21 protein-coding genes are annotated in these 25,666 nt (G+C 61.1%); 8 read left to right on the forward strand and 13 right to left on the reverse strand.

The annotated features are described in order from the left end of the window. Positions 1 to 45: 45 nt before the first annotated feature. Entirely contained in the window at positions 46 to 1,965 is a 1,920-nt protein-coding gene (locus tag AC07V4_RS11875; RefSeq protein ID WP_492636171.1) for an ATP-binding cassette domain-containing protein, read from the reverse strand. Between the two features lie 212 nt (positions 1,966 to 2,177). On the opposite strand from AC07V4_RS11875, the gene AC07V4_RS11880 reads away from it, so the two are divergent. Beyond that, complete coding sequence (locus tag AC07V4_RS11880; protein WP_492636170.1) at positions 2,178 to 4,106, forward strand: transglycosylase SLT domain-containing protein; 1,929 nt, start codon at positions 2,178 to 2,180, stop codon at positions 4,104 to 4,106. Between the two features lie 75 nt (positions 4,107 to 4,181). Here the strand turns inward: AC07V4_RS11880 and AC07V4_RS11885 are convergent, their stop codons facing one another. Next, a complete protein-coding gene (locus tag AC07V4_RS11885; RefSeq protein WP_492636169.1) occupies positions 4,182 to 5,960 on the reverse strand; it encodes an ABC transporter transmembrane domain-containing protein in 1,779 nt (592 codons plus the stop codon). A gap of 270 nt (positions 5,961 to 6,230) precedes the next feature. Here AC07V4_RS11885 and AC07V4_RS11890 point away from each other — a divergent pair, with 270 nt between their 5' ends. Further along, positions 6,231 to 6,410: a PA1571 family protein gene (locus tag AC07V4_RS11890; RefSeq protein WP_185709384.1), complete on the forward strand. Its 180-nt coding sequence runs from the start codon at positions 6,231 to 6,233 to the stop codon at positions 6,408 to 6,410. A gap of 53 nt (positions 6,411 to 6,463) precedes the next feature. Here the strand turns inward: AC07V4_RS11890 and pdxB are convergent, their stop codons facing one another. After that, positions 6,464 to 7,606 (reverse strand): 4-phosphoerythronate dehydrogenase PdxB, encoded by a 1,143-nt coding sequence (gene pdxB / locus AC07V4_RS11895; RefSeq protein WP_492636168.1) that lies wholly within the window; start codon positions 7,604 to 7,606, stop codon positions 6,464 to 6,466. A 257-nt stretch (positions 7,607 to 7,863) separates the two neighbouring features. On the opposite strand from pdxB, the gene AC07V4_RS11900 reads away from it, so the two are divergent. Continuing rightward, the gene (locus tag AC07V4_RS11900) at positions 7,864 to 9,258 is read left to right on the forward strand and encodes an MATE family efflux transporter (protein WP_492636167.1); all 1,395 of its coding nucleotides are present in this window, start codon (positions 7,864 to 7,866) and stop codon (positions 9,256 to 9,258) included. Here the strand turns inward: AC07V4_RS11900 and tusA are convergent. Then, a complete protein-coding gene (gene tusA / locus AC07V4_RS11905) occupies positions 9,255 to 9,500 on the reverse strand; it encodes a sulfurtransferase TusA (RefSeq protein ID WP_492636166.1) in 246 nt (81 codons plus the stop codon). The two genes, AC07V4_RS11900 and tusA, sit on opposite strands and share 4 nt — an antisense overlap. A gap of 146 nt (positions 9,501 to 9,646) precedes the next feature. Further along, a complete protein-coding gene (gene rlmM / locus AC07V4_RS11910; protein ID WP_492636165.1) occupies positions 9,647 to 10,723 on the reverse strand; it encodes a 23S rRNA (cytidine(2498)-2'-O)-methyltransferase RlmM in 1,077 nt (358 codons plus the stop codon). A 190-nt stretch (positions 10,724 to 10,913) separates the two neighbouring features. On the opposite strand from rlmM, the gene acnA reads away from it, so the two are divergent. Then, positions 10,914 to 13,655, forward strand: coding sequence for an aconitate hydratase AcnA (gene acnA, locus AC07V4_RS11915; protein ID WP_492636164.1), 2,742 nt, complete (start codon positions 10,914 to 10,916; stop codon positions 13,653 to 13,655). Positions 13,656 to 13,780: 125 nt separating this feature from the next. Here acnA and AC07V4_RS11920 read toward each other — a convergent pair whose 3' ends face one another. Together AC07V4_RS11920 and cysK are read right to left on the reverse strand one after the other, a co-directional pair. Continuing rightward, complete coding sequence (locus AC07V4_RS11920; RefSeq protein ID WP_492636163.1) at positions 13,781 to 14,716, reverse strand: aspartyl/asparaginyl beta-hydroxylase domain-containing protein; 936 nt, start codon at positions 14,714 to 14,716, stop codon at positions 13,781 to 13,783. A 109-nt stretch (positions 14,717 to 14,825) separates the two neighbouring features. After that, a complete protein-coding gene (gene cysK, locus AC07V4_RS11925; protein ID WP_431750456.1) occupies positions 14,826 to 15,800 on the reverse strand; it encodes a cysteine synthase A in 975 nt (324 codons plus the stop codon). 239 nt (positions 15,801 to 16,039) lie between these two features. Here cysK and AC07V4_RS11930 point away from each other — a divergent pair, with 239 nt between their 5' ends. Together AC07V4_RS11930 and AC07V4_RS11935 are read left to right on the forward strand one after the other, a co-directional pair. Further along, on the forward strand, positions 16,040 to 16,885 hold the full coding sequence (locus AC07V4_RS11930; protein WP_003210690.1) for an AAA family ATPase: 846 nt from the start codon (positions 16,040 to 16,042) through the stop codon (positions 16,883 to 16,885). Then, the gene (locus tag AC07V4_RS11935; protein WP_431750454.1) at positions 16,885 to 18,063 is read left to right on the forward strand and encodes a vWA domain-containing protein; all 1,179 of its coding nucleotides are present in this window, start codon (positions 16,885 to 16,887) and stop codon (positions 18,061 to 18,063) included. Before AC07V4_RS11930 ends, AC07V4_RS11935 begins: the two co-directional genes overlap by 1 nt. Before the next feature lie 92 nt (positions 18,064 to 18,155). Here AC07V4_RS11935 and AC07V4_RS11940 read toward each other — a convergent pair whose 3' ends face one another. Genes AC07V4_RS11940 through AC07V4_RS11950 form a run of 3 tightly spaced genes read right to left on the reverse strand, consistent with a single transcriptional unit; the run spans position 18,156 to position 20,508 of the window. Then, a complete protein-coding gene (locus AC07V4_RS11940) occupies positions 18,156 to 19,070 on the reverse strand; it encodes a 5-oxoprolinase subunit C family protein (protein ID WP_492636162.1) in 915 nt (304 codons plus the stop codon). Next, positions 19,067 to 19,771, reverse strand: coding sequence for a 5-oxoprolinase subunit B family protein (locus tag AC07V4_RS11945; RefSeq protein WP_492636161.1), 705 nt, complete (start codon positions 19,769 to 19,771; stop codon positions 19,067 to 19,069). Before AC07V4_RS11945 ends, AC07V4_RS11940 begins: the two co-directional genes overlap by 4 nt. Beyond that, the gene (locus AC07V4_RS11950) at positions 19,768 to 20,508 is read right to left on the reverse strand and encodes a 5-oxoprolinase subunit PxpA (RefSeq protein ID WP_492636160.1); all 741 of its coding nucleotides are present in this window, start codon (positions 20,506 to 20,508) and stop codon (positions 19,768 to 19,770) included. Before AC07V4_RS11950 ends, AC07V4_RS11945 begins: the two co-directional genes overlap by 4 nt. A gap of 175 nt (positions 20,509 to 20,683) precedes the next feature. Between AC07V4_RS11950 and AC07V4_RS11955 the strand changes: the two genes are divergently transcribed. Further along, positions 20,684 to 21,604, forward strand: coding sequence for a LysR family transcriptional regulator (locus AC07V4_RS11955; RefSeq protein ID WP_492636159.1), 921 nt, complete (start codon positions 20,684 to 20,686; stop codon positions 21,602 to 21,604). A gap of 110 nt (positions 21,605 to 21,714) precedes the next feature. Here the strand turns inward: AC07V4_RS11955 and AC07V4_RS11960 are convergent, their stop codons facing one another. From AC07V4_RS11960 to AC07V4_RS11970, 3 genes are read right to left on the reverse strand one after another with little or no spacing between them, the layout of a single operon-like run. Next, positions 21,715 to 22,257, reverse strand: a complete 543-nt coding sequence (locus AC07V4_RS11960; protein WP_492636158.1) for a DUF2937 family protein — start codon at positions 22,255 to 22,257, stop codon at positions 21,715 to 21,717. An 11-nt stretch (positions 22,258 to 22,268) separates the two neighbouring features. Beyond that, a complete protein-coding gene (locus AC07V4_RS11965) occupies positions 22,269 to 23,045 on the reverse strand; it encodes a class II glutamine amidotransferase (protein WP_431753045.1) in 777 nt (258 codons plus the stop codon). A 21-nt stretch (positions 23,046 to 23,066) separates the two neighbouring features. Next, positions 23,067 to 23,597, reverse strand: a complete 531-nt coding sequence (locus tag AC07V4_RS11970; RefSeq protein WP_431753046.1) for an MFS transporter — start codon at positions 23,595 to 23,597, stop codon at positions 23,067 to 23,069. 24 nt (positions 23,598 to 23,621) lie between these two features. Between AC07V4_RS11970 and AC07V4_RS11975 the strand changes: the two genes are divergently transcribed. Next, entirely contained in the window at positions 23,622 to 25,664 is a 2,043-nt protein-coding gene (locus AC07V4_RS11975; RefSeq protein ID WP_492636157.1) for a S9 family peptidase, read from the forward strand. Positions 25,665 to 25,666: the final 2 nt, after the last annotated feature.

Consider the following 25,666-nt stretch of genomic DNA (forward strand, 5'->3'; position numbering starts at 1 on the left):
GTGCTCATCAGATGAGCACCGGGTTTTTCAATGCACTGGAATCAATCAGGCATCCAACTCCGCCCAACGCTCCATCAGCACTTCCAACTCCTGGTTCAACGCCTCCAGCGAAGCGATGACCTTGGCGGTTTCAGCCGCAGGACGCAGATAGAAACCCGCATCAGCCATTTCCGCTTCCACCGCAGCAATCTGCTGCTCCTTGGCGTCGATATCGCCCGGCAAAGCTTCCAGCTCGCGCTGCAGCTTGTAGCTGAGCTTCTTCTTGCCAACCGGTGCTGCCTGCTCAACAGGTGCGGGCGCTGGCGCCGGGGCGACCACTGCCGAGTTCAGGTCGGCCTTGCCGGACTTGCTCTCGGTCACGCCCAACAGGCGCGGCGAGCCGCCCTGACGCAGCCAGTCCTGATAACCACCGACGTATTCACGCACCTTGCCTTCACCTTCGAAGACCAGGGTGCTGGTGACCACGTTGTCGAGGAATGCCCGATCGTGACTGACCATCAGCACGGTGCCGTTGAAGGTCAACAACACCTCTTCCAGCAGCTCGAGGGTTTCCACGTCGAGGTCGTTGGTCGGTTCGTCGAGCACCAGCAGGTTGGCCGGTTTGCTGAACAACTTGGCCAGCAGCAGGCGCGCGCGCTCACCACCGGACAAGGCTTTCACTGGCGTACGTGCACGTTGCGGGCTGAACAGGAAGTCGCCCAGGTAGCTGAGCACGTGACGGCTCTGGCCGTCGATATCGATAAAGTCGCGACCTTCTGCAACGTTGTCGATCACGGTTTTTTCCAGGTCCAACTGGTGGCGCAACTGGTCGAAGTAAGCCACGTCGATGCGTGTACCCTCTTCCACTTTACCGCTGGTCGGTTGCAGGCCATTGAGCATCAGCTTGAGCAAAGTGGTCTTGCCGGTACCGTTGGCGCCCAGCAGGCCGATACGGTCGCCGCGCTGCAGGACCATGGAGAAGTCCTTGATCAGGAACGGGCCGTCCGGATGATGGAAGCTGACGTTCTCCAGCACCATCACTTGTTTGCCCGATTTGTCGGCGGTATCCAGCTGGATGTTGGCCTTGCCAGTGCGCTCGCGACGCTCGCTGCGCTCAACGCGCAGTGCCTTCAAGGCACGTACACGGCCTTCGTTGCGGGTGCGGCGGGCCTTGATGCCCTGGCGAATCCAGACTTCTTCCTGGGCCAGTTTCTTGTCGAACAGCGCGTTGGCGGTTTCTTCGGCGGCCAGTGCAGCTTCTTTGTGCACCAGGAAGCTGGCGTAGTCGCCGTTCCAGTCGATCAGGCCACCACGGTCCAACTCGAGAATGCGCGTTGCCAGGTTCTGCAGGAAGGAACGGTCGTGCGTGATGAACAGCACGGCGCCCTGGAAATCCTTCAGGGCTTCTTCCAGCCAGGCAATCGCACCGATGTCCAAGTGGTTGGTCGGTTCGTCGAGCAGCAGCAGATCCGGCTCGGACACCAACGCCTGGGCCAGCAGCACGCGACGACGCCAGCCACCGGACAGCTCGGCGAGAGTCTTGTCGGCTGGCAATTGCAGGCGGCTCAGGGTGCTGTCCACCAACTGCTGCAAGCGCCAGCCGTCACGGGCTTCGAGGTCTTGCTGGACGTGCATCAGCTTGTCCAGGTCTTCTTCGGTGACGCAGTTCTGCGCGAGGTGGTGATATTCGGCAAGCAGAGCGCCCACACCATCGAGGCCTTCGGCGACCACGTCGAACACCGTCCGTCCGTCGGCTACCGGCAATTCTTGCGGAAGTTCGCCGATCTTGAGGCCCGGAGCGCGCCAAACAGAGCCGTCGTCGGGCTTCTGATCGCCTTTGACCAGCTTCATCATGCTGGACTTGCCGGTGCCGTTGCGGCCGATGATGCACACCCGCTCACCACGGGCGATCTGCCAGGACACCTTGTCCAACAACGGCATAGCGCCGAAAGCAAGGGACACATCGCTGAATTTGAGCAGGGTCATACGCTTCTCCAAAAACTGGGCGCGCATTCTACCTGAGTTAGGGGCTAAGGCGGCCGGGATTTTCTCGGGCGACACACTCTGAGAGACATTTCCGAGGAACTTGAGCGAAGCGCCCTTCAAAGCTTTCACCGGCCGCGGGCAAAAGGCTAAGCTAGGGACAATCAGTGCCGGCGACCTCGGCACTTGTCCAGATTCCTCTGCACGGACGACTCATGCGCAGCCGCCTTTTCAACTTTTTATCTTGTCTGCTTCTTTCCGCCACCGCCGCTCAATCCGCCCAGGCCGTGGACCTCACCACCCAACGTCAATATTACGATGAAGCCAAGCGCGCCCTGGCCAAAGGCGACAGCGGGCCGTACATGCAATACAGCCAGGCCCTGGCCGACTACCCGCTGACACCCTACCTGGCCTACGACGAGCTGACCGCGCGCCTGAAAACCGCCAGTAACGAGGAAATCGAACAATTCCTCGCCAAAAACGGCGACCTGCCCCAGGCCAACTGGATGAAACTGCGTTGGTTGCGCTGGCTGGCAGACCGTGGCGACTGGCAGACATTCGAAAAGTACTACGACACCAAGCTCAATTTCGCCGAACTGGACTGCCTGCACGGTCAATACCAGCTCACGCACAATCTGAAAGCCGAAGGCTACAAGACGACTGAAAAGCTATGGATGACCGGCAAATCCCAACCGGCCGCCTGTGATGCCACCTTTGGTCAGTGGGCCGCCGATGGCCAACTCACCGAACAGAAGATCTGGGACCGCGCCAAGCTCGCCGCCGAAGCGCGCAACTACTCACTGGCTAACAGCCTGGTGAAAACCCTGCCCACTCTCGGCGCCCAAGGCCGCCTGATGGTCGACGTCGCGCAAAAGCCTGACATGCTCGGCGATCCGTCACGTTTCCTGCCCGCCAGCGAGGCGATGTCGGATGCGGTCGGCCTGGGCTTGCGCCGCCTGGCACGCCAGGACCCGGACAAGGCTATGGCCCTGCTCGATGGCTACGCCAGCAGCATGCACTTCTCCCGTGACGAAAAAGTGTCGATCGCCCGGGAAATCGGCCTGACCCTGGCGCGCCGCTACGATCCGCGCGCCCTGGACGTGATGACCAAGTACGACCCTGAACTGCGCGACAACACGGTGTCCGAGTGGCGTCTGCGCCTGCTGCTGCGCCTGGCCCGTTGGGAAGATGCCTACCAGCTCACCCGCAAACTCCCACAAGACCTGGCGACCACCAACCGCTGGCGCTACTGGCAGGCGCGCAGCCTGGAACTGGCCGAGCCAAAAAATCCCCAGGCGCTGGTGCTGTACAAAAACGTGGCGAAGGAGCGGGATTTCTACGGGTTCCTCGCCGCTGATCGCTCCAAATCGCCTTACCAGTTGACCAACAAGCCGCTGGTGATGAGCCAGGCCCTGATGAACAAGGTGCGCAACACCCCCGGCGTACGTCGTGCCCTGGAGTTCTACGCCCGCGGCCAAGTGGTGGATGGACGTCGCGAGTGGTACCACGTCAGTCGTCACTTCAATCGCGATGAAATGGTCGCCCAGGCCAAGCTGGCCTACGACATGAAATGGTATTTCCCGGCCATCCGCACCATCAGCCAGGCACAGTACTGGGACGACCTGGACATCCGCTTCCCGATGGCCCACCGCGACACACTGGTGCGTGAAGCCAAGGTACGTGGCCTGCACTCCAGCTGGGTGTTCGCTATCACTCGCCAGGAAAGCGCCTTCATGGATGACGCCCGCTCCGGCGTCGGCGCCAGCGGCCTGATGCAACTGATGCCTGGCACCGCCAAGGAAACCGCGCGCAAATTCAGCATTCCCCTGGCCTCACCGGCCCAGGTGCTCGACCCGGACAAAAACATCCAGCTGGGCGCCGCCTACCTGAGCCAGGTACACAGCCAGTTCAACGGCAACCGCGTGCTCGCCTCCGCCGCCTACAACGCCGGTCCTGGCCGCGTGCGCCAATGGCTACGCGGGGCCGACCACCTGAGTTTCGATGTATGGGTGGAAAGCATTCCGTTCGACGAAACCCGCCAGTACGTACAGAACGTGCTGTCTTATTCGGTGATCTACGGGCAGAAGCTCAACTCGCCACAGCCGCTGGTGGATTGGCACGAGCGATACTTTGATGATCAGTAACACCGACCGATGAAAGTCCTGTAGTGAGCGGGCTTGCCCCGCTCACTACAAGGTTCTCGGTTGTAGCCTTCTCTCCTAGCCTTCGCCTTCCAAGACCTTCACCCCATCACTGAACTGCAACGCCGCCAACCGCGCATACAGCGGGTTGCTCGCAATCAACTGCTGGTGCGTGCCCACCGCCACCAACTTGCCCTGGTCCATCACCGCAATCCGGTCTGCGTTCTTCACTGTCGCCAATCGGTGGGCGATGACCAAGGTGGTGCGGCCTTGCATCAATTGCGGCAATGCCTGCTGGATCAAGTGTTCACTCTGGGCATCGAGGGCGCTGGTCGCTTCGTCCAGCAACAGGATCGGTGCATCTACCAGCAACGCACGGGCAATCGCCAGGCGTTGGCGCTGGCCGCCGGAGAGGCCCATGCCGCCGTCGCCGAGGTGGGTCTGGTAGCCGTCGGGCATTTGCAGGATGAAGTCATGGGCGTGGGCGATACGCGCAGCAGCTTCGACTTGCTCACGGGTGGCGGACGGGTTGCCGTAGCGGATGTTTTCTTCAACGCTGCCGAAAAACAGCGCCGGGCTCTGGGACACCAGGGCGAAATGACGACGCAGGTCCATGGGGTCGAGTTCGGTCAGCGGGAGGTTTTCCAGCAGGATGCGGCCTTGCTGCGGGTCATAGAAACGCAGTAACAGGTCGAAAATCGTCGACTTGCCCGCCCCGGACGGGCCTACCAGGGCAAGGGTTTCGCCAGGGTTGATCGTAAGGCTCAAGCCATCGATGGCGTAGCTGTCCGGCCGCGATGGGTAGGAAAAGCGCAAATCCCGCAGTTCCATGCGACCGCTGACCCGCTCAGGCAATTGCACCGTGCCACTGGCCGGCGCCTGTATTTCGTTGCTCGACTGCAACAGCTCGCCAATACGCTCAGCGGCACCCGCAGCACGCTGCAACTCACCGAGCACCTCACTCAAGGTGCCGACGGCACTGCCGACGATCAAGCTATAGAACACAAACGCCGCCAGCTCACCGCCGGAAATGCGCCCGTTGATCACATCCATGCCGCCGACCCACAGCATGACGCCCACCGCCCCCAGCACCAGCATGATCACCAGCGTAATCAGCCATGCGCGCTGGGCAATGCGTTTGCGCGCCGTGGCAAACGCCTCTTCCACGGTCACGGCAAAGCGTTGTTCGTCCTGCACCTGATGGTTGTAGGCTTGCACGGTCTTGATCTGGCCGAGGGTCTCGGACACGTAGCTGCCCACGTCGGCAATACGGTCCTGGCTCAAACGCGAGAGGCTGCGCACGCGGCGGCCGAAGATCAGGATCGGTGCCAGCACCAGTGGCAGTGCCACCACCACGATACTGGTCAGCTTGGGGTTGGTGACAAACAGCAACACGATGCCACCGATAACCATCAGTGCATTGCGCAGGAACAACGACAGCGACGAGCCGATCACCGATTGCAACAAGGTGGTATCGGTGGTCAGCCGCGACTGGATTTCCGAACTGCGGTTGTTTTCATAGAACCCAGGATGCAGGTAGATCAGGTGGTTGAACACCTGCCGACGAATATCCGCCACCACCCGCTCGCCGATCCACGACACCAGATAGAACCGGGTGAACGTGCCCACGGCCAGGCCCACTACCAGAATCATGAACAGGCCGATGGACTGGTTGAGCAGGTGCGGCGACTGGGTCATGAAACCCTGGTCCACCAACAGGCGGATGCCCTGCCCCATGGACAGCGTGATGCCTGCCGTGACGATCAATGCCAACAGGGCACCCAACGCCTGCCAGCGATAAGGCGCGATAAAGCGGCTGGCCAGGCGAATCGCACGGCGTTGACGGATCGAGAACATGGAGGGTATCACCTGCGTCAGGGAGATAGGTCGCTACACAGCAACATTGGGGGAGCTTGGGTAAATAACAACGTTCGTAAAAGCAATGAGTCGGATTAATTATGCCCACCGACACTGGCCCCTAGAGGCTATCGGTCTAAGCCCCGGCTGGAAATATGTATCGGTTTCTGGTGGACTGGAGGCTCGAACCGGTGATCTTGTAAGGAGTTGTAATAGCTCGGTCACGCGGGGGAATTAAAGTAGGTACACAACCTGATGAGGAGACAGGCCATGACCTTGCACACCAGCAGCACTGACAAAGTAGAAGTTGTCCGCAAAGAGCGCCAGGCTCATTTGGGTTGTTCGATCATCGACGCCCAAGGGCGCGAGGTGCCGATTACCGAGGACATGATCCAGCAAGCGTGCCGCGAGCTGGAACAGCGACTGGTCAAACCTGCCCAGCAAGGCTGAAGCGCCCACGCTCTTTCAAACCTGGCCTCAATGGCCGGGTTTTTTATTGAGGTTTAAATCGTGGCTGCGCCCAATGCCGACACGATGCTCGACAGCTCTGCCGACTCTCCGTTGATCCGCACACGCAGGCCATCGATCTCGCGGCGCTCCGGGTAGTGCTTGCGCAGCAGGTCGAATGCCTTGCGCTGTTCTTCCACGGTTCCCACGAGGCTGCGACGGAAATCCGCATCATCACGGCGTGGGTCGTACACGCTGCGGCACAGGGTCGCCAGCGCCCAGGCCGGGTCGGTGGAGGCATTCAGGTGCACCTCGGCCAACCATGGCGGCGGCAGCAAGTCACTCAATTGAATGTTGGGCTCCAGGCCCACATGCGCACAGAGCGCCTGATAGATCTGCGCCGTACCGCGCTGCTTGCCATCAAGGCTGTAACCGGCGATATGCGGCGTGGCCAGAACGCACAGGTCAGCCAGGTCGACATCCACTTCGGGCTCACCCTCCCAGACGTCGAGCACCGCTTGCAGGTCTTCGCGCTCCAGCAGCACGTCACGCAGGGCGGCGTTGTCGACCACCGGGCCACGGCTGGCATTGATCAGCCAGGTGCCGGGCCTGAGGCGGTTGAGGCGCGGGCGATCAAACAGGTGCCAGGTCGAGCCATTGCCCGATTTGGTCAACGGCGTGTGCAGGCTGATCACATCGCACTGCTCGATGATCTGCTCCAGGCTGACGTAGTCACCGGTTTCGACGCTCTGACGCGGCGGGTCGCACACCAGCACATTCCAGCCCAGCCCCTTGAGCACCTTGACCAGACGCCCGCCCACTTCACCGGCACCCACGACACCGTAGGTGCGCTGCTTGAGGTCGGCACCTTCGATTTCAGCCAGGGTCTGCAGGCTGCCCAGCACGTAATCCACCACGCCCCGCGCATTGCAGCCGGGAGCGCTGGACCAGGCAATGCCGGCCTGCTTGAAGTAATCCAGGTCCAGGTGATCGGTGCCGATGGTGCAAGTACCGACAAAACGCACCGGTGTGCCCTCCAGCAAGGCGCGGTTGACGTTGGTCACCGAACGCACCAGCAACACATCGGCCTGCTCGACCGTGGCGCGGTCGATGGAACGACCGGGCACCCGGCGAATTTCGCCAAACCCTTCGAAGAAGGCATCGAGCAGCGGGATATTTTCGTCGGCAACAATCAGCATGGCAGGCTCCTTTCGCGGACCCGCAGTGTACAGGGATGAGATCTGTTTATGTGGGAGCTGGCTTGCCTGCGATGCAGGCGGCTCGGTACATCAGACATATCCAGTTGATGCCATCGCAGGCAAGCCAGCTCCCACAAGAACTCAGCGCCTGCTGGTAGATTGCTTACAAATACCTAACACAGGTTTTTTCCTGACCAGTGCGTCAAAGCGTAGAATCCGCCGTCCTTGCGCTTCGCTTCCCGATTGGACACCCGTACGTGAACACTGCCACCGCCACCCTCACCCGCCCCGCCCGCATCAGCCGGGAAGTGCGCGGCCTGCTGACCCTCGCCCTGCCGATCATGATCGGCCAACTGGCAACCACGGCGATGAGCTTTGTCGACGCGGTGATGGCCGGGCGCGTCAGCCCGCAGGACCTGGCAGCGGTGGGCCTGGGCAATTCGATCTGGATTCCGGTGTATCTGTTGATGACCGGCACGCTACTGGCCACCACGCCGAAAGTCGCCCAGCGCTACGGCGCCGGTCAATTCAGCGAGATCGGCCCGCTGGTGCGTCAATCACTGTGGCTGGCGCTGGTGGTCGGGATCACCGCGGCGCTGTTGCTGCTCTGCGCCGAACCCATCCTGCATGCAATGAAGGTCGAGCCCGACCTGATCAAACCCTCCATGGGCTACCTGCACGGCATCGCCGCCGGCATGCCGGCCATCGCGTTTTATTACGTGTTGCGCTGCTTCAGTGACGGCCTGGGCCGCACGCGGCCGAGCATGGTCATGGGCCTGTGCGGGTTGGCATTGAACATTCCACTGAACTACATCTTCATCTACGGCCACCTGGGCGTACCGGCCATGGGCGGCGTGGGCTGCGGTTGGGCCACGGCCATTGCGATGTGGGTGATGATGCTCGGCCTGGCCGCGTGGACACGCTGGGGCCCGGCCTACCAGAGCAGCGAGCTGTTCAAGCGTTTCGACTGGCCCCAGTGGTCGGTCATCAAGCGCGTGTTGGGCATCGGCCTGCCCATCGGCGTCGCGATCTTTGCCGAGTCGAGCATTTTTGCGGTGATCGCGCTGCTGATCGGCAGCCTGGGCGCCACGGTGGTGTCGGGGCATCAGATCGCGCTGAACGTCAGTTCCCTGGTGTTCATGATTCCTTACTCCCTGAGCATGGCGGTCACCGTACGTGTCGGCCAGGCCCTGGGCCGTGGCGAACCGCGTGAAGCGCGCTTTGCGGCGGGGGTCGGCATGGGCACGGCGCTGGCCTATGCCTGCTTGTCCTGCAGCTTGATGCTGTTGTTCCGCGAACAGATCGCGACGATCTACACCCCGGACCCCGTAGTGATCCACCTGGCCTCGACGCTGATCGTGTTTTCGGCGCTGTTCCAGTTCTCCGACTCGATCCAAGTCACCGCCGCTGGCGCACTGCGTGGCTACCAGGACACCCGGGTGACCATGGTACTGACCTTATTCGCCTACTGGGGCGTGGGCCTGCCGGTGGGCTACGCCCTGGGCCTGACCGACTGGCTCGGCGCGCCCAGCGGCCCAAGCGGCTTGTGGCAAGGGCTGATCGTCGGCTTGAGTTGTGCGGCGGGGATGCTGCTGGTGCGCCTGGCGCGCAGTGCACGCCGGCGCATCCGCGCAGACAAGGCGCGGGGTTAAGCCAGCTTCTTGCGAATCCAGTACAGGTACGTACCGGCCTGCACCTGCTGATCCACCAGCTCGTGGTCAAGGAACACACAGAACTTGGGAATATCGCGACGGGTCGACGGATCGGTCGCGATCACCTTGAGCAAGCCGCCTGGCGGCAGGTCGCGGATGTGTTGGTGCAGCATCATCACCGGCTCCGGGCAGTTGAGGCCCGTTGCGTCCAGAATGCCATCGACCGCCAAATCAACACTCATACTTCATCACTCCTGAAACGGACCCGCTCTACTGTGGGAGCGGGCTTGCCCGCGATGACGGGGGCACATTCAACATAGATATCGACAGTTATACCGCTATCGCAGGCAAGCCAGCTCCCACATTTTGAGCGGCGCCTGACTTGAAGTCAGCGGGCCTTGGGTTTCTTTGCACTTTCCAGCCGACGCAAATGGCACGTCACTTCCTCACGGTCGTGATACAGCTGCTTGCAGCCGATTTCCACGCGAATAGCGCGGGCCTTGAAACCCTCTTCGATGCGTTCCAGCAAGCGTTTCACTTCCGCGTAGCGCTGTTTCATCGGCAATTTCAGGTTCACCACTGCCTCGCGGCAATGCCCCTCGCCGATCCAGGTTTCCAGCAGCGCTGCGTTACGCGCAGGCTTTTCGACGATATCGCAGACCATCCAGTCCACCGGCTGCTTGGGCACAAAGGTGAAGCCGTCGGCCATCAAATGTTGCACCAGGCCAGTATCCATCAGGCTTTCGGCCATCGGGCCGTTGTCGATGGCGGTCACCAGCATGCCGCGATTGACCAGTTGCCAGGTCCAACCGCCCGGCGCGGCGCCCAGGTCGACGCCGGTCATGTCGCCGTGCAGGCGCTCGTCCCACTGGTCGCGAGGGATGAAGTGGTGCCAGGCCTCTTCCAGTTTCAGGGTCGAGCGGCTCGGCGCTTCACGGGGGAATTTCAGGCGGGGAATGCCCATCGGCCACATCGCCGAGTTATTCGACTCGGCCAGGCCCATGAACACTTCACGGCCACTCTTGAAGGTCAGCAGCAGGCGCGGCTTGCTCGCGTCGTCCACCAGCTTGCCGGCGTTCAACAACGCCTTGCGCAAGTGCACTTCGAATTTCTTGCAGAAGTTCGACAGTTCCTTGCCGTCGTTGGTGTCGACCATTTCCAGCCACAGGCTGCCGCACACAGGGAAGCCTTGCAGGTGGGCGAGGATCACGCTGATGCGGTCGGTTTCCGGCAGGTCGATGAATACCCCGCGCGCCCACTGCCTCGGGAAGATCAGCTCGGCAAAACGCTGGCCGTGCATCAGGCGCTGGGCGCCATCTTCTTCGGTGCAGACAAATTCGGCGCAGGCGCTACCGGTCTTGGCCTTGGCATAGCCGGAAACGTTCAGGCGCGCGGCGTGTTCCGCGATCTCGGAACAGACTTCGCCTTCAAAACCCGGGCGGCAATGCATAAAAAGGGTGTTCATCAACTCTCCTGGCAACTGGATTGCGCTATCGCAATACCTGTCATGAAAACCCGCGCATGATAACGGAGTTCGGAACCTTGGACTTAACGATAGAGTCCAGTTATTAGCCTGCTAATGAAAACAGGGCTAACGTGATAGCTCTGTTCGTCCCGTCAGGTCCGTAGCCGTGCGGACCATAAGGAGTTGTGTCATGTCATCGCTTGATAGCCTGAGAACCCTTAAGACCCTTGAAATAGACAGCAAGACCTACCACTACTTCAGCCTGCCCGAAGCCGCCAAGAGCCTGGGTGACCTGGACAAGCTACCGATGTCGCTCAAGGTGCTGCTGGAAAACCTGCTGCGCTGGGAAGACAACAAGACCGTCACCGGTGCGGACCTCAAGGCCATTGCCGCCTGGCTCAAAGAGCGCCAGTCCGACCGTGAGATCCAATACCGCCCCGCCCGGGTGCTGATGCAAGACTTTACCGGCGTACCCGCCGTGGTCGACCTGGCCGCCATGCGCGCCGCCGTCGCCAAGGCCGGGGGCGACCCGCAGCGTATCAACCCGCTCTCCCCCGTGGACTTGGTGATCGACCACTCGGTGATGGTCGACAAGTTCGGCACCACCAGCGCGTTCGAGCAAAACGTCGACATCGAAATGCAGCGCAACGGCGAACGCTACGCCTTCCTGCGCTGGGGCCAGAGCGCCTTCGACAACTTCAGCGTCGTGCCACCCGGCACCGGCATCTGCCACCAGGTCAACCTCGAATACCTGGGCCGCACCGTGTGGACCAAGGACGAAGACGGCCGCACCTATGCCTTCCCCGACACGCTGGTCGGCACCGACTCACACACCACCATGATCAACGGCCTGGGCGTACTCGGCTGGGGCGTGGGGGGGATCGAAGCGGAAGCGGCGATGCTCGGGCAACCAGTGTCGATGCTGATTCCGGAAGTGATCGGCTTCAAGCTCACTGGCAAGCTCAAGGAAGGCATCACCGCCACCGACTTGGTGCTGACCGTCACCCAAATGCTGCGCAAAAAAGGGGTGGTGGGTAAATTCGTCGAATTCTACGGCGACGGTCTGGCCGACCTGCCCCTGGCGGACCGCGCCACCATCGCCAACATGGCCCCGGAATACGGCGCCACCTGCGGCTTTTTCCCCGTCGATGATGTGACACTGGATTACCTGCGCCTGTCCGGTCGTCCAGCAGCAACCGTCAAGCTGGTGGAGGCCTACACCAAGGCCCAGGGCCTGTGGCGCAACGCGGGCCAGGAGCCGGTGTTCACCGATACCCTGGCGCTGGACATGGGCAGCGTCGAAGCCAGCCTCGCCGGGCCGAAACGCCCGCAGGACCGCGTATCGCTGCCGAATGTGAGCCAGGCGTTCAGCGACTTCCTCGACCTGCAATTCAAACCCACCAACAAAGAAGAAGGCCGCCTGGAAAGTGAAGGCGGCGGCGGTGTCGCCGTGGGCAATGCCGACCTGGTAGGGGAAACCGACTATGAGCACAACGGCCAGACCTATCGCCTGAAAAACGGCGCCGTGGTCATTGCAGCCATCACCTCCTGCACCAATACCTCCAACCCCAGCGTCATGATGGCGGCCGGGTTGGTAGCGAAAAAGGCCGTGGAAAAGGGCCTGACCCGAAAACCTTGGGTCAAGAGCTCCCTGGCTCCAGGTTCCAAAGTGGTCACCGACTACTACAAGGCGGCGGGCCTTACCCAATACCTGGATAAACTCGGCTTTGACCTGGTGGGTTACGGTTGCACCACCTGCATCGGTAACTCCGGCCCCTTGCCGGAGCCGATTGAAAAAGCCATCCAGAAAGCCGACCTCGCCGTCGCTTCGGTGCTGTCCGGCAACCGCAACTTCGAAGGCCGCGTGCATCCGCTGGTGAAAACCAACTGGCTGGCCTCTCCGCCGTTGGTGGTGGCCTATGCCCTCGCCGGCACGGTGCGCATCGATATCAGCAGCGAGCCGCTGGGTAACGACCAGGATGGCAAGCCTGTTTACCTCAAGGACATTTGGCCGAGCAGCAAGGAAATCGCGGATGCGGTGGCCCAGGTCAGCACCGGCATGTTCCACAAGGAATACGCCGAGGTGTTTGCCGGTGATGAACAGTGGCAGGCGATTGAAGTGCCGCAGGCCGCGACGTACGTGTGGCAAAAGGACTCCACCTACATCCAGCACCCACCGTTCTTCGATGATATTGCCGGGCCTCTGCCGGTGATCAAGGACATCAAGGGCGCCAACGTGCTGGCCCTGCTGGGGGACTCGGTGACCACCGACCACATCTCCCCCGCCGGTAACATCAAGACCGACAGCCCCGCCGGTCGCTACCTGCGCGAACAAGGCGTGGAACCGCGTGACTTCAACTCCTACGGCTCACGCCGGGGCAACCATGAAGTGATGATGCGCGGCACGTTTGCCAACATCCGTATCCGCAATGAAATGCTTGGCGGCGAGGAAGGCGGCAATACGCTGTACATCCCCACTGGCGAGAAGATGGCGATCTACGATGCGTCGATGAAGTATCAGGCCTCGGGCACGCCGCTGGTGGTGGTCGCCGGGCAGGAGTACGGCACCGGTTCCAGCCGTGACTGGGCCGCCAAGGGCACCAACCTGCTGGGAGTCAAGGCAGTGATCGCCGAGAGTTTCGAGCGTATTCACCGCTCCAACCTGGTAGGCATGGGCGTGCTGCCGTTGCAGTTCAAGCTGGACCAGAACCGCAAGACGCTCAAGCTGACGGGCAAGGAGAAGATCGACATCCTGGGGCTGACCGATGCCGAGATCGAGCCACGGATGAACCTGACACTGGTGATTACGCGGGAGGATGGCAGTAGCGAGAAGGTGGAGGTGTTGTGCCGGATCGATACGCTTAACGAAGTCGAGTACTTCAAGTCCGGCGGCATCTTGCACTACGTACTGCGCCAACTGATCGCCAGCTAAAGAACACTGGAGATCAAATGTGGGAGCTGGCTTGCCTGCGATTGCGGCAAGCCAGCCAGCATTTGTTTAACTGACATACCGCTATCGCAGGCAAGCCAGCTCCCACAGTTTTGAGCGTGCTCTGATCAGAACAGCCACTTCCACAGCAGCACCAGCACAACCACCGCCAACACCGGCCGTGCAATGCGGTACGCCTTCGGATGCTTGCGCTTCCACTGCTTGACCACACCACTGAACTTGTCGCTGAAGGTCTTGCTCCAGGCATAGGCCTGGTTGATCCCGCCCACACGTTCGTCGTCCAGGTTCTGTGGCGCGGTGGCGCGGCCCAGTTGCTTGCTGACCCAGCGGTTGACGCGAGTCATCAGACGGCTACTCAGGGGGCGTTCGATGTCGCAGAACAGGATCACGCGGGTCTTTTCGGTTTCGTTCTTCACCCAGTGCACGTAGGTTTCGTCGAACATCACGTCTTCACCGTCGCGCCAGGCGTAGACCTGGCCATCGACGAAGATGCGGCAGTCGTCGGAATTCGGTGTGGACAGGCCCAGGTGATAACGCAAGGAACCGGCGAACGGATCGCGGTGCGGGTTGAGATGGCTGCCACCGGGCAACAACGCGAACATCGCGCCTTTGACATTGGGAATGCTGCTGACCAGGGCCACGGTCTTCGGGCACAACGCCTCGGCCGATGGCAGCGGTTTGTCGTACCACTTGAGGTAGAAACGCTTCCAGCCCTTCTTGAAGAACGAACCGAAGCCAGCGTCGTTGTTCTTTTCGGCTGCGCGGATGTAACCCTCGTCGAACAGGTGCATGGCCTCTTCGCGGATCACTTCCCAGTTGTCCTTGAGCACATCCAGCTCCGGAAACTTGCTGCGGTCCAGGTAGGGCTTGGACGGCACCGCCGAAAACAGGTACATCAAGGCGTTATAAGGGGCGAACAGCGCCGAATGGTTGACGAACTGACGCAACACCGGCAAACGCGCCTTGCCGCGCAGGTGCACGTACAGAATGCTGCCGATAAACAGCGACAACACCGACAGTTTGGCGGCCAAAGAAAAGGTCATGCAGCAACTCCTGAAAATAAGCGCCTGGCCAACAGCAGACGTAGCAGCCGGCCATGATAAACACTTGGGCCAGTATGCAGAAGGCCCAGCTTATCGGCGCTGACTCAAATCAAGCCTGGTTCTCTTGCTCGGTAAACAAATCGCTGAACAGCATGCTCGAGAGGTAGCGCTCACCCGAGTCCGGCAGAATCACCACGATGGTCTTGCCCTGCATTTCCGGTTTTTCGGCCAGGCGCACGGCCACGGCCATGGCAGCGCCACAGGAGATACCGCACAGAATCCCCTCTTCCTGCATCAGGCGCAGCGCCATGGCCTTGGACTCATCGTCGGTCACCAGCTCCACCCGGTCGACCATCGACAAATCGAGGTTTTTCGGCACGAAACCAGCACCGATGCCCTGGATTTTATGGGGGCTGGGCTTGATCTCTTCACCGGCCAGCGCTTGTGTGATCACCGGCGAGATGATCGGCTCAACGGCCACCGATAGAATCGGTTTACCGGCAATGTTCTTGATGTAACGCGACACGCCGGTGATGGTGCCGCCAGTCCCCACGCCCGCCACCAACACATCCACCGCGCCGTCGGTGTCGTTCCAGATTTCCGGACCGGTGGTTTTTTCGTGGATCGCCGGGTTGGCCGGGTTTTCGAACTGGCCCGGCATAAAGTATTGGGAGGGATCACTGGCGACGATTTCGCCGGCTTTTTCGATAGCGCCCTTCATGCCTTTGGCCGGCTCGGTCAGCACCAGCTCGGCGCCGAGGGCCTTGAGCACTTTACGTCGCTCGATGCTCATGGACGACGGCATGGTCAACAGCAGTTTGTAACCACGGGCCGCGGCGACAAACGCCAGGCCAATACCGGTGTTACCGGACGTCGGTTCGACAATGGTCATGCCCGGCTTGAGCTTGCCGGTACTTTCGGCATCCCAGATCATGTTTGCGCCAATACGACACTTCACCGAATACCCCGGGTTACGCCCCTCGATCTTGGCCAGGATGGTCACGCCACGCGGTGCGATGCGGTTGATCTGCACCAGGGGCGTGTTACCGATGGAGTGCGCGTTGTCTGCAAAAATGCGGCTCATGACGGGGTCCTTAAGGCGATTTGAAGAAGGCATCAAGGGTATGCCTCGTCATCCTAGGCGTCCAGTCAGAGGAAAGTTGCACCCGCCACGCAGATCCATCGCCTGCCTGGCATGAACAGCCCAAGCCCTCGGTGGATTGAATGTGACCGCTCATTCAGAGACTGAATAATCCGCCTGCGTTCACAGTCGCCGGGGCCGCGCGGTATAGTCCGGGCATTGATGAATTCGAGGAATGACCGATGAAGTTCGAAGGCACCCAGGCCTATGTGGCTACCGATGACCTGAAACTGGCCGTCAACGCCGCCATCACCCTGGAGCGACCGCTGCTGGTCAAGGGCGAACCGGGCACCGGCAAGACCATGCTCGCCGAGCAACTGGCCGAATCCTTCGGCGCCAAGCTGATCACCTGGCACATCAAGTCCACCACCAAGGCCCACCAGGGGTTGTACGAGTACGACGCGGTCAGCCGCCTGCGCGACTCGCAACTGGGCGTAGACAAAGTGCACGACGTGCGCAACTACCTGAAGAAAGGCAAGCTCTGGGAAGCGTTCGAATCCGAAGAGCGGGTGATCCTGCTGATCGATGAAATCGACAAGGCCGATATCGAGTTCCCCAACGACCTGCTGCAAGAACTCGACAAGATGGAGTTCTACGTCTACGAAATCGACGAGACCATCAAGGCCAAGAAACGCCCGATCATCATCATTACCTCCAACAACGAAAAAGAGCTGCCGGACGCGTTCCTGCGTCGCTGCTTCTTCCACTACATCGCCTTCCCCGACCGCACCACCCTGCAAAAGATCGTGGACGTGCACTACCCCGACATCAAGAAAGACCTGGTCAGCGAAGCGCTGGACGTGTTCTTCGATGTGCGCAAAGTGCCGGGCCTGAAGAAGAAGCCCTCCACCTCCGAGCTGGTGGACTGGCTCAAATTGCTGATGGCCGACAACATCGGCGAAGCCGTGCTGCGCGAGCGTGACCCGACCAAGGCGATCCCGCCCCTGGCCGGTGCCTTGGTCAAGAACGAGCAAGACGTGCAGTTGCTGGAGCGTCTGGCGTTCATGAGCCGTCGCGGTAATCGCTGATGTTGCTCAACCTGTTCAACGAGATGCGCGCCGCCAAGGTGCCGGTGTCGGTGCGCGAGCTGCTCGACCTGATCAACGCCCTGAAACAGCGCGTGACCTTCGCCGACATGGACGAGTTTTACTACTTGGCCCGAGCCATCCTGGTGAAGGACGAACGGCATTTCGACAAGTTCGACCGAGCGTTCGGCGCCTACTTCAACGGCCTGGAAAAGCTCGACGACCATTTGCAGGCGCTGATTCCTGAAGAATGGCTGCGCAAGGAGTTCGAACGCTCGCTGACCGATGAAGAGCGCGCGCAGATCCAGTCCCTCGGCGGCCTCGACAAACTGATCGAGGAATTCAAGAAGCGCCTGGAAGAACAGAAGGAACGCCACGCCGGCGGCAACAAATGGATCGGCACCGGCGGCACCAGCCCGTTTGGCTCCGGCGGCTACAACCCGGAAGGCATCCGTGTCGGTGATGCGGGCAAGCGCCAGGGCAAGGCCGTGAAAGTGTGGGACCAGCGCGAGTACAAGAACCTCGACGATCAGGTGGAACTGGGCACGCGCAATATCAAGATCGCCCTGCGCCGCCTGCGCAAATTCGCACGCCAAGGAGCGGCGGAAGAGCTGGACATCGACGGCACCATCGACCACACCGCCCGCGATGCCGGCTTGCTGAACATCCAGATGCGCCCGGAGCGGCGCAACACCATCAAGCTGCTGTTGCTGTTCGATATCGGTGGCTCGATGGACGCCCATGTGAAGATCTGCGAAGAGCTGTTCTCCGCGTGCAAGACCGAGTTCAAGCACCTGGAGTACTTCTACTTCCACAACTTCGTGTACGAGTCGGTGTGGAAGAACAACCAGCGCCGTACGTCGGAGCGCACTTCCACACAAGACCTGCTGCACAAGTACGGGGCGGATTACAAAGTGATCTTTATCGGCGATGCGTCGATGGCACCCTACGAAATCACCCAGGCCGGCGGCAGCGTCGAACACTGGAATGAAGAGCCGGGGTACGTATGGATGCAGCGCTTCATGGCCAAGTACAAGAAACTGATCTGGATTAACCCGTATCCCAAGGACACGTGGGGCTATACGGCGTCGACGGGGATTGTGCGGGAGTTGGTGGAGGATCAGATGTATCCGCTGACGTTGCGCGGGCTGGAAGAAGGAATGCGCTTTCTCTCCAAATAAGAAGCTATCGCAGGCAAGCCAGCTCCCACAGTTGAATGCATTCCAACTTTGAAATGCATTCAACTGTGGGAGCTGGCTTGCCTGCGATGCTTTTAGCTATTCAGAAATCGCTGCAAAAAGTCCATATGCTGCCGGTGAGCCGTTTCCTGCACCACCGGCGCCAACCGCACTTTCTCCCCCGGAAGGCACTGCGCCAGCCGCGCCAGCGACAACGGTGTCAACGCCCCCAGACGCGGATAGCCACCAATGGTCTGGCGATCATTAAGCAACACAATCGGCTGCCCATCCGGCGGCACCTGGATCGCCCCCAGCGGAATGCCTTCGGAAATCAGTGAAGGCCCCTGATACTGCAACGGCGTGCCCAACAGCCGCATGCCCATGCGGTCGGCGCGACTGTCGAGGGCCCATTCGGTGTTGAACGCATCAAACAGACTTTGGCCGCTGAACTGGCCGATCTGGGCACCGACAATCACGTCCAGCACCGCTTGGGTTGGCAGAGCAGGCGCATTTAGCACCTTCATCGCCCCTCCTGTTCCTGAGTAAGCCAGGCGCCCACCTTCGACCAGTGCTTTGCCGAAACCATCCAAACCGCCCAGCGCCTCGCGGACTACCGTGGCGCAACTACCCAACACCTGCGGCGCATCAAACCCACCCGGTGCTGCAAGATAGGCACGGGCACCGCTGAACGGCTGGGTGAAACGCAGCCGTTGGCCCTTTTGCAGGATGAAACTGCGGCCCGGGCTGATCGCGCGTTCATCGATGTACGCGCCCAGATCCGCTCCGGCCAATGCCAACAGGCAATAATCCTCGGCCTGCACGGTAAAACCACCCAGGGTGATTTCCACCACCGGCGCATCCAGCGCATTGCCCAGCAGCCAGTTGGCCCAAGACATCGACACCCAGTCCAGCGCTCCGCCCTGGGTCACGCCCAGGTGACGCACACCAAAGCGACCAGCATCCTGCAACAGGCACAGCGGCGTACTGGCCTCGATCAACAAGCGGCTCATGCCTGCGCCTCCAACGGCGTGTCATCGCCACCCAGGTTGATAAATTCCGCATGGTCGACCGGCTCGAAACGTACCGTATCGCCGGGTTGCATCAAGCTGTAGCCGTCGCGCTCGCGGTCGAAGAGTTTGGCCGGGGTGCGGCCAATCAGGTTCCAACCGCCTGGCGACACCACCGGATAGGCGGCGGTCTGCCGTTCGGCGATACCCACGCTCCCCGCGGCGATGCGTTTGCGCGGTGTGTCGAGGCGCGGCGTGGCGAGTCTTTCATCCACCAGCCCCATGAAGGCGAATCCCGGGGCAAAGCCGAGGGCGAATACTTGATAGTCGTGGGCGCTGTGGCGACGGATCACGTCGTCGACCGTCAAGCCGCTGCGCTGGCTGAGCAAGGTCAATTCAGGGCCGACACTCAGGTCATACCACACCGGCAGCACGTGGGACTGGCCGCTGCCCTGGGCTTGGGGTTGCAGGTCCGTCAGCGCCATGTCGATCAGCTCCCGTGCCTGGGCCGGGCTCAACGCCGTGAGATCGTAATGCACCATCAAGGTGGTGTAGGACGGCACCAGATCCACCAATGCAGCGCCAAACCCCTCGCGCAGCCGCCCAGTGGCGGCGAGCATCCACGGCATATTGGCTTCGGCAATCACGTCGAACAGACGCACCATCAGGCAGTCGATGGCTACCACTTCAATGCGGGGCTTCATGCGGACTTCAACGCCTCGCGGATGCGTTGTACCGCAGCGACCGAACTGGCGTTGTCGCCATGCACGCACAGGGTGTTGGCCCGCAAGACCAAGGCACTGCCGTCGCTGGCGGTGAGGGCTTCGCCACGGGAAATGGTCAAGGCTTGCTGCAAGATGGTGCCGGAGTCGTGATGCACCGCCCCGGGCAACTGCCGGGAAACCAAGTGGCCGTTCGCGTCATAGGCGCGATCGGCAAAGGCTTCGAACCATAAGGTCACGCCATATTCATCGCCCAGGGCCTGGGCCGCGCTGTTATCGCGGGTGGCCAGCAGCATCAGGGGCAAGCCACCGTAAGCCGCCACGGCCTGGATCACGGCACGCAGTTGCGCAGGGTTGGCCATCATGTCGTTGTACATCGCGCCGTGGGGTTTGACGTAGCTGACCCGCCCGCCTTGGGCACGGCAGATACCGTCAAGGGCACCGATCTGGTAATGCAGCAGGTCCTGCACTTCCTGGGGCGTGTAGGCCATGGAGCGGCGGCCGAAACCTTGCAGGTCCTGATACGCCGGGTGCGCACCGACCTGCACGCCATGCTTGAGCGCCAGGCTGACCGTCTTGCGCATGATGCTCGGGTCGCCTGCATGGAAGCCGCAGGCCACATTGGCGCAATCAATGAACGGCATGACCTCGGCATCCAGACCCATGGTCCAGTTACCGAAGCTTTCGCCAATGTCGCAGTTCAGTAGCAAGCGGCTCACGGTGGGGTACTCCTGTAGGCTTTATTTTTTTGTAGTGTGGGATTTTTTACGCAGAACTCGCAACTTGTCCTGAGCCCCCAACGACGCTTATCGTGGAATAACTCGATTTTTGGCGCTGGCCCCGCGCGGCGTCCAACTAATAAAAACCGATCCATGCATAAGAAAAGTTGATCCCATGAATTTGAAGTTCCTCGAAACCTTCATCTGGGTGGCTAAGCTCAAGAGCTTTCGCCTGACCGCCGAGAAGTTGTTCACCACCCAGGCCTCGATCTCCAGCCGTATCGCCGTGTTGGAAAGCGAATTGGGCGTGAAGCTGTTTCTGCGCGACTCACGGGGTGTGAGCCTGACCCCGGAAGGTTTGAAGGTGCTCGATTACGCCGAGCAGATGATGGTGACCATGCAGGGCCTGAAGCAGTCCCTGGAAACCACCAGCAGCAAGGTCGGGCGCATTCGGATCGGTGTGATGGACACGGTCATCCATACCTGGCTTAGCCCGCTGGTAGCGGAACTGATGGATCATTTTCCGCTGGTGGAAATCGAGTTGATCGCCGATACCGCGCTGAACCTCAGCGATCAGCTGCAAAAAGGCTTCCTCGACCTGATCCTGCAAACCGACCTGCTGCGCCTGGAAACCGTGCGCAGCCTGGAACTGGCCAGCCACCCCATGGCCTGGATCGTCGCCAGCCACTCCATCTACAACCGCGACTACGCCTCCCTCGCCGAACTGGCCCAGGAACGCATCATCACTTACTCGAAAAACTCCCACCCGCACCAGGACGTGCTGAGCCTGATGCAAGCCAACGGCGTGGCCGCGCCACGGATGAACTGCGTGAATTCAGTGTCGGCGATCACCCGGTTGCTACGCGATGGTTTCGGCATTGGCGCGTTGCCGCCGGTACTGGTCAGCGAGGAACTGGCACGGGGCGAGTTGGTGATGTTACCCATGGCGCAAAAACTGCCGAACTTGCAGGTGGTGGTGTCATGGCGCGTGGGGGTGGAGTTGGTGGAGGAGATTGTGGCGCTGTGCCAAACGGTAGTGGCGCGGTATGCCGAGGAAGTGGGTGAGGAAAGGATGTTACTGACGAAACCCGATTAAAACTGTGGGAGCTGGCTTGCCTGCGATAGCGGAGTATCAGCAGTAAATGTGCAAGCTGACCCACCGCCATCGCAGGCAAGCCAGCTCCCACATTTGGATCAGAGGTGCACTTACAACCCCTTGAGGTCGCGCTCTTCAATCGGCCGGCTCTGGCGCAGGCGCTTGCCGCCCAACACCACCCAGTCGATCAAGCGGAACAGGCACTCCAGGCCGAACGACAACAACAACGCCCCGCCCAACCCCCACCCCATGGCCTCGGGCGTCAGCAGGATCTGATAGCTGTAGCCGTTCCAGGTTTCCAGGCGAATATCCGGATCGGCGGCCACGGCCACTTGCAGGGCGCGGATGTACCAAGGGCCTTGCATGGCCTGGAATTGCTTGTCCAACGCCACCTGGCGGTCGAGCAAGGTGCCCAGGCTGTTGGCGTCGCTGCGGAATACCGGGTCATCACTGGCACGGTAATGCGCCACCAATGCCTGCAAGTCGCCGTTGAAAAATTGCTGCGCGGTGGCATCAAAGCCACGCAAGCCGGTCCGGGCTTCGATCAAATGGGCTTCGACGCGCTTGGCGTAGTCGTTGATAAACCCCGGCACTTGCACACCGACCAACAAGCCAATGGCAAACAGCACCAACCGCAGATAGCTGAGCAACATGGTCGATATCCTTACTCGGTGACGCCCTGGCTGACGCATTCACCGCGTCGCCACAGGCTCCATTGGCCCGGTTCGTAGCGGGTCCAGTTTTCGTTGTCGGTCAAAGGTTCGGTGGCGATCACTGTCACCACATCGTTTGGCGTGGTTTCAGCCTGAAAATCGACGATCACGTCGACATCTTTCAAGCGTGCCGGGCCGAACGGTGCGCGCCGTGTGATCTGCGCCAACTTGGTCGAGCAGTAGCAAAACAGCCAGTCACCGTCGCTGAGCAGGCAGTTGAACACGCCTTTGCTGCGGTATTCGGCGCAAGCGGCGATCAGGTCCGGCAAGACCTGCTCGATGTCCACCGGCTCGGGGAAAGCCTCGCGCACGCGGTTGAGCAAGTCGCAGAATGCCGCTTCGCTATCGGTATCGCCCACCGGGCGGTAGAACGTGGCGCGAGGGTTGAAGCCCGCCAGTTGGCCGTTATGCGCAAAACACCAGTTGCGCCCCCACAGTTCGCGCACGAACGGGTGAGTATTGGACAGGCACACCTTGCCCACATTGGCCTGGCGGATATGGCCAATCACCACTTCACTTTTGATGGGATAACGCTGCACCAGCAAGGCGACTTCCGACTCACTGCTGGCGGCCGGGTCCTGGAACAGGCGCAGCCCACGACCTTCATAGAAAGCAATGCCCCAACCATCGCGGTGGGGGCCGGTACGCCCGCCCCGCTGCATCAGCCCGGTAAAGCTGAACACGATATCGGTGGGGACGTTGGCACTCATGCCCAATAATTCACACATGCCAGGGCTCTCGCTGCAACGTTAAAGGCGCGGTTCGACGCGCATGCCGCTCACAGGTGCCGGGCGGCGGAAAGGTTCGTCGTCCTCTACAGGCTCGGCGGCCAGGGCAGCATCGGCAGCGGCCTTGCGCTCACGGCGGGCATTGGCGGCGCGCTCGATGGGCCAGCGGATCAGCACGAACACGAGGTACACGGCAAACGCGATCATCGTGTACATGAACAGATCGGAAATGGCCCGCCAGGCGTTATTACCGACCTTGAGCACCAGGTCCAGGGCGGTAATCGCCACGGCCGGGGCAAATTGAGTCTTGACGGGATCGACGATGGTCGGGCTGAGCAGCAGCACTGCCATCAGCAACTGCAGCGGCTCGCGCAGCCAGCGCCAGATCCAGCGGGTCATGCGCCACCACACCAACAGGCAGCCCAAAGCGGCGAAGGCGTAAAGGCCCCAAGCGGTCAGATAGTCGTTCTCGGTCATGGTGTCCATGGCAAGGCTGGCAAAGAGGCGGCTATGATAACGGCTTTTGCGTGTCTCGGCTGCAATGCCTGCCACCGTCCGCCAGATAGAGAATAATCCATGCCTATATCGACCGCCCCGATTGCCCGCAAGGCCGAAGGTCCAGACCCGTACGCCTGGCTGCAAGAGCGTGACAGTAGCGACGTCCTCGATTACCTCAAGGCCGAGAACGCCTGGCAGGAAGCCCAGCTTGCCGACCAGAAAGCCCTGCGCGAAACCCTGTTCGAAGAGATCAAGGTCCGCATCCTGGAAACCGACCTGTCCCTGCCCTCGCCGTGGGGCCCCTACCTGTATTACACCCGCACCACCGCCGGTGACGAATACGCCCGCCACTACCGTTGCCGCCGTCCGGCGGATGACAGCCATGCCGTGGATGAAAGCAGCGAAGAACTGCTGCTCGATCCCAACGTGCTGGCCAACGGCGGCTTTTTCTCCCTCGGCGCCTTCAGCATCAGCCCCGACCACCAGCGCCTGGCCTACAGCCTCGACACCAGCGGTGAAGAGATTTACACCCTGTACGTGAAGGAATTGGCCACCGGCAAAGTCAGCGAGCTGGCATTCGAAAACTGCGACGGCAGCATGACCTGGGCCAACGACAGCCTGACCCTGTTCTTCGGCGAGCTGGACGACACCCATCGCCCACATAAGCTGTATCGCTATCGCCTGGACGGCACGGCGGCGCAGGAAGTGTTCCACGAACCCGATGGGCGTTTCTTCCTGCATTGCTACCGCGCAAGCTCCGAGCGCCAGCTGCTGCTGGCCCTGGGCAGCAAGACCACCAGTGAAATCTGGGCGCTGGACGCCGACCAGCCGCAGTTGGATTTCACCTGCCTGGCACCACGGGTCGAAGACCATGAATACGACGTGGACCACGGCAAGCGTAATGGCGAGTGGACCTGGTTCATCCGCAGCAACCGTGACGGCATCAACTACGCACTATTCGTCGCCGCCGACACCGGCAGCGTGCCCAATGAGGAGGACTGGCAAAACCTGATCCCCCACGACGCCACCGTGATGCTCGACGGCGTGACCCTGAACGCCCAGGCCATGACCTTGAGCCTGCGCATCGGAGGCCTGCCGGTGATCGAAGTGCACGCCCAGGACTTGCCGGCGTATCGCGTGGAATTGCCCGACGCTGCCTACAGCCTCTACGTACAGAACAGCCTGGAATTTGCCAGTGACAAGATCCGCCTGCGCTACGAAGCCCTGAACCGCCCCGCCCAGGTGCGCCAGCTCGAGCTGGCCACAGGTGCGCAAGTTGTGCTCAAGGAAACCCCGGTGCTCGGCGTGTTCAACGCCGATGACTATGTCAGCCAGCGCCTGTGGGCCACCTCCGCCGACGGCACCCAGGTGCCGATCAGCCTGGTGGTCAAGCGCGACCAACTGGGCAAGCCAACCCCGCTTTACCTCTACGGCTACGGCGCCTACGGCCAGAGCCTCGACCCGTGGTTCTCCCATGCCCGCCTGAGCCTGCTGGACCGTGGGGTGGCGTTTGCCATCGCGCATGTGCGCGGCGGCGGCGAGTTGGGTGAAGCCTGGTATCGCAATGGCAAGCAGGAACACAAGCAGAATACGTTCAGCGACTTTATCGCCTGTGCCGAGCATTTGATCGCCGAAGGCCTGACCACGGCCAAGCAATTGGCAATCAGCGGCGGTAGCGCCGGTGGCTTGTTGATTGGCGCCGTGCTCAACCAGCGTCCGGAGCTGTTCCAGGCGGCGATTGCCGAAGTGCCGTTTGTCGACGTGCTCAACACCATGCTCGACCCCGAGCTGCCGCTGACCATCACCGAGTACGACGAATGGGGCAACCCTGAAGAGCCCGAGGTGTATGCACGCCTCAAGGCTTACGCCCCCTACGAAAACGTCAGCGCCCAAGCCTACCCGGCCACCTTGGTGATCGCCGGTTACAACGACAGCCGCGTGCAGTATTGGGAAGCGGCCAAGTGGGTGGCCAAGCTGCGGGGCACCAAGACCGACGACAACCTGTTGCTGCTCAAGACCGAACTGGGCGCCGGCCACGGTGGCATGAGCGGTCGTTACCAGGGATTGCGTGACGTAGCGCTCGAATATGGATTTGTCTTCAAGGCCCTCGGCCTGATTTAGGA

The sequence above is a fragment of the Pseudomonas sp. GW821-FHT03A09 genome (assembly GCF_059421065.1).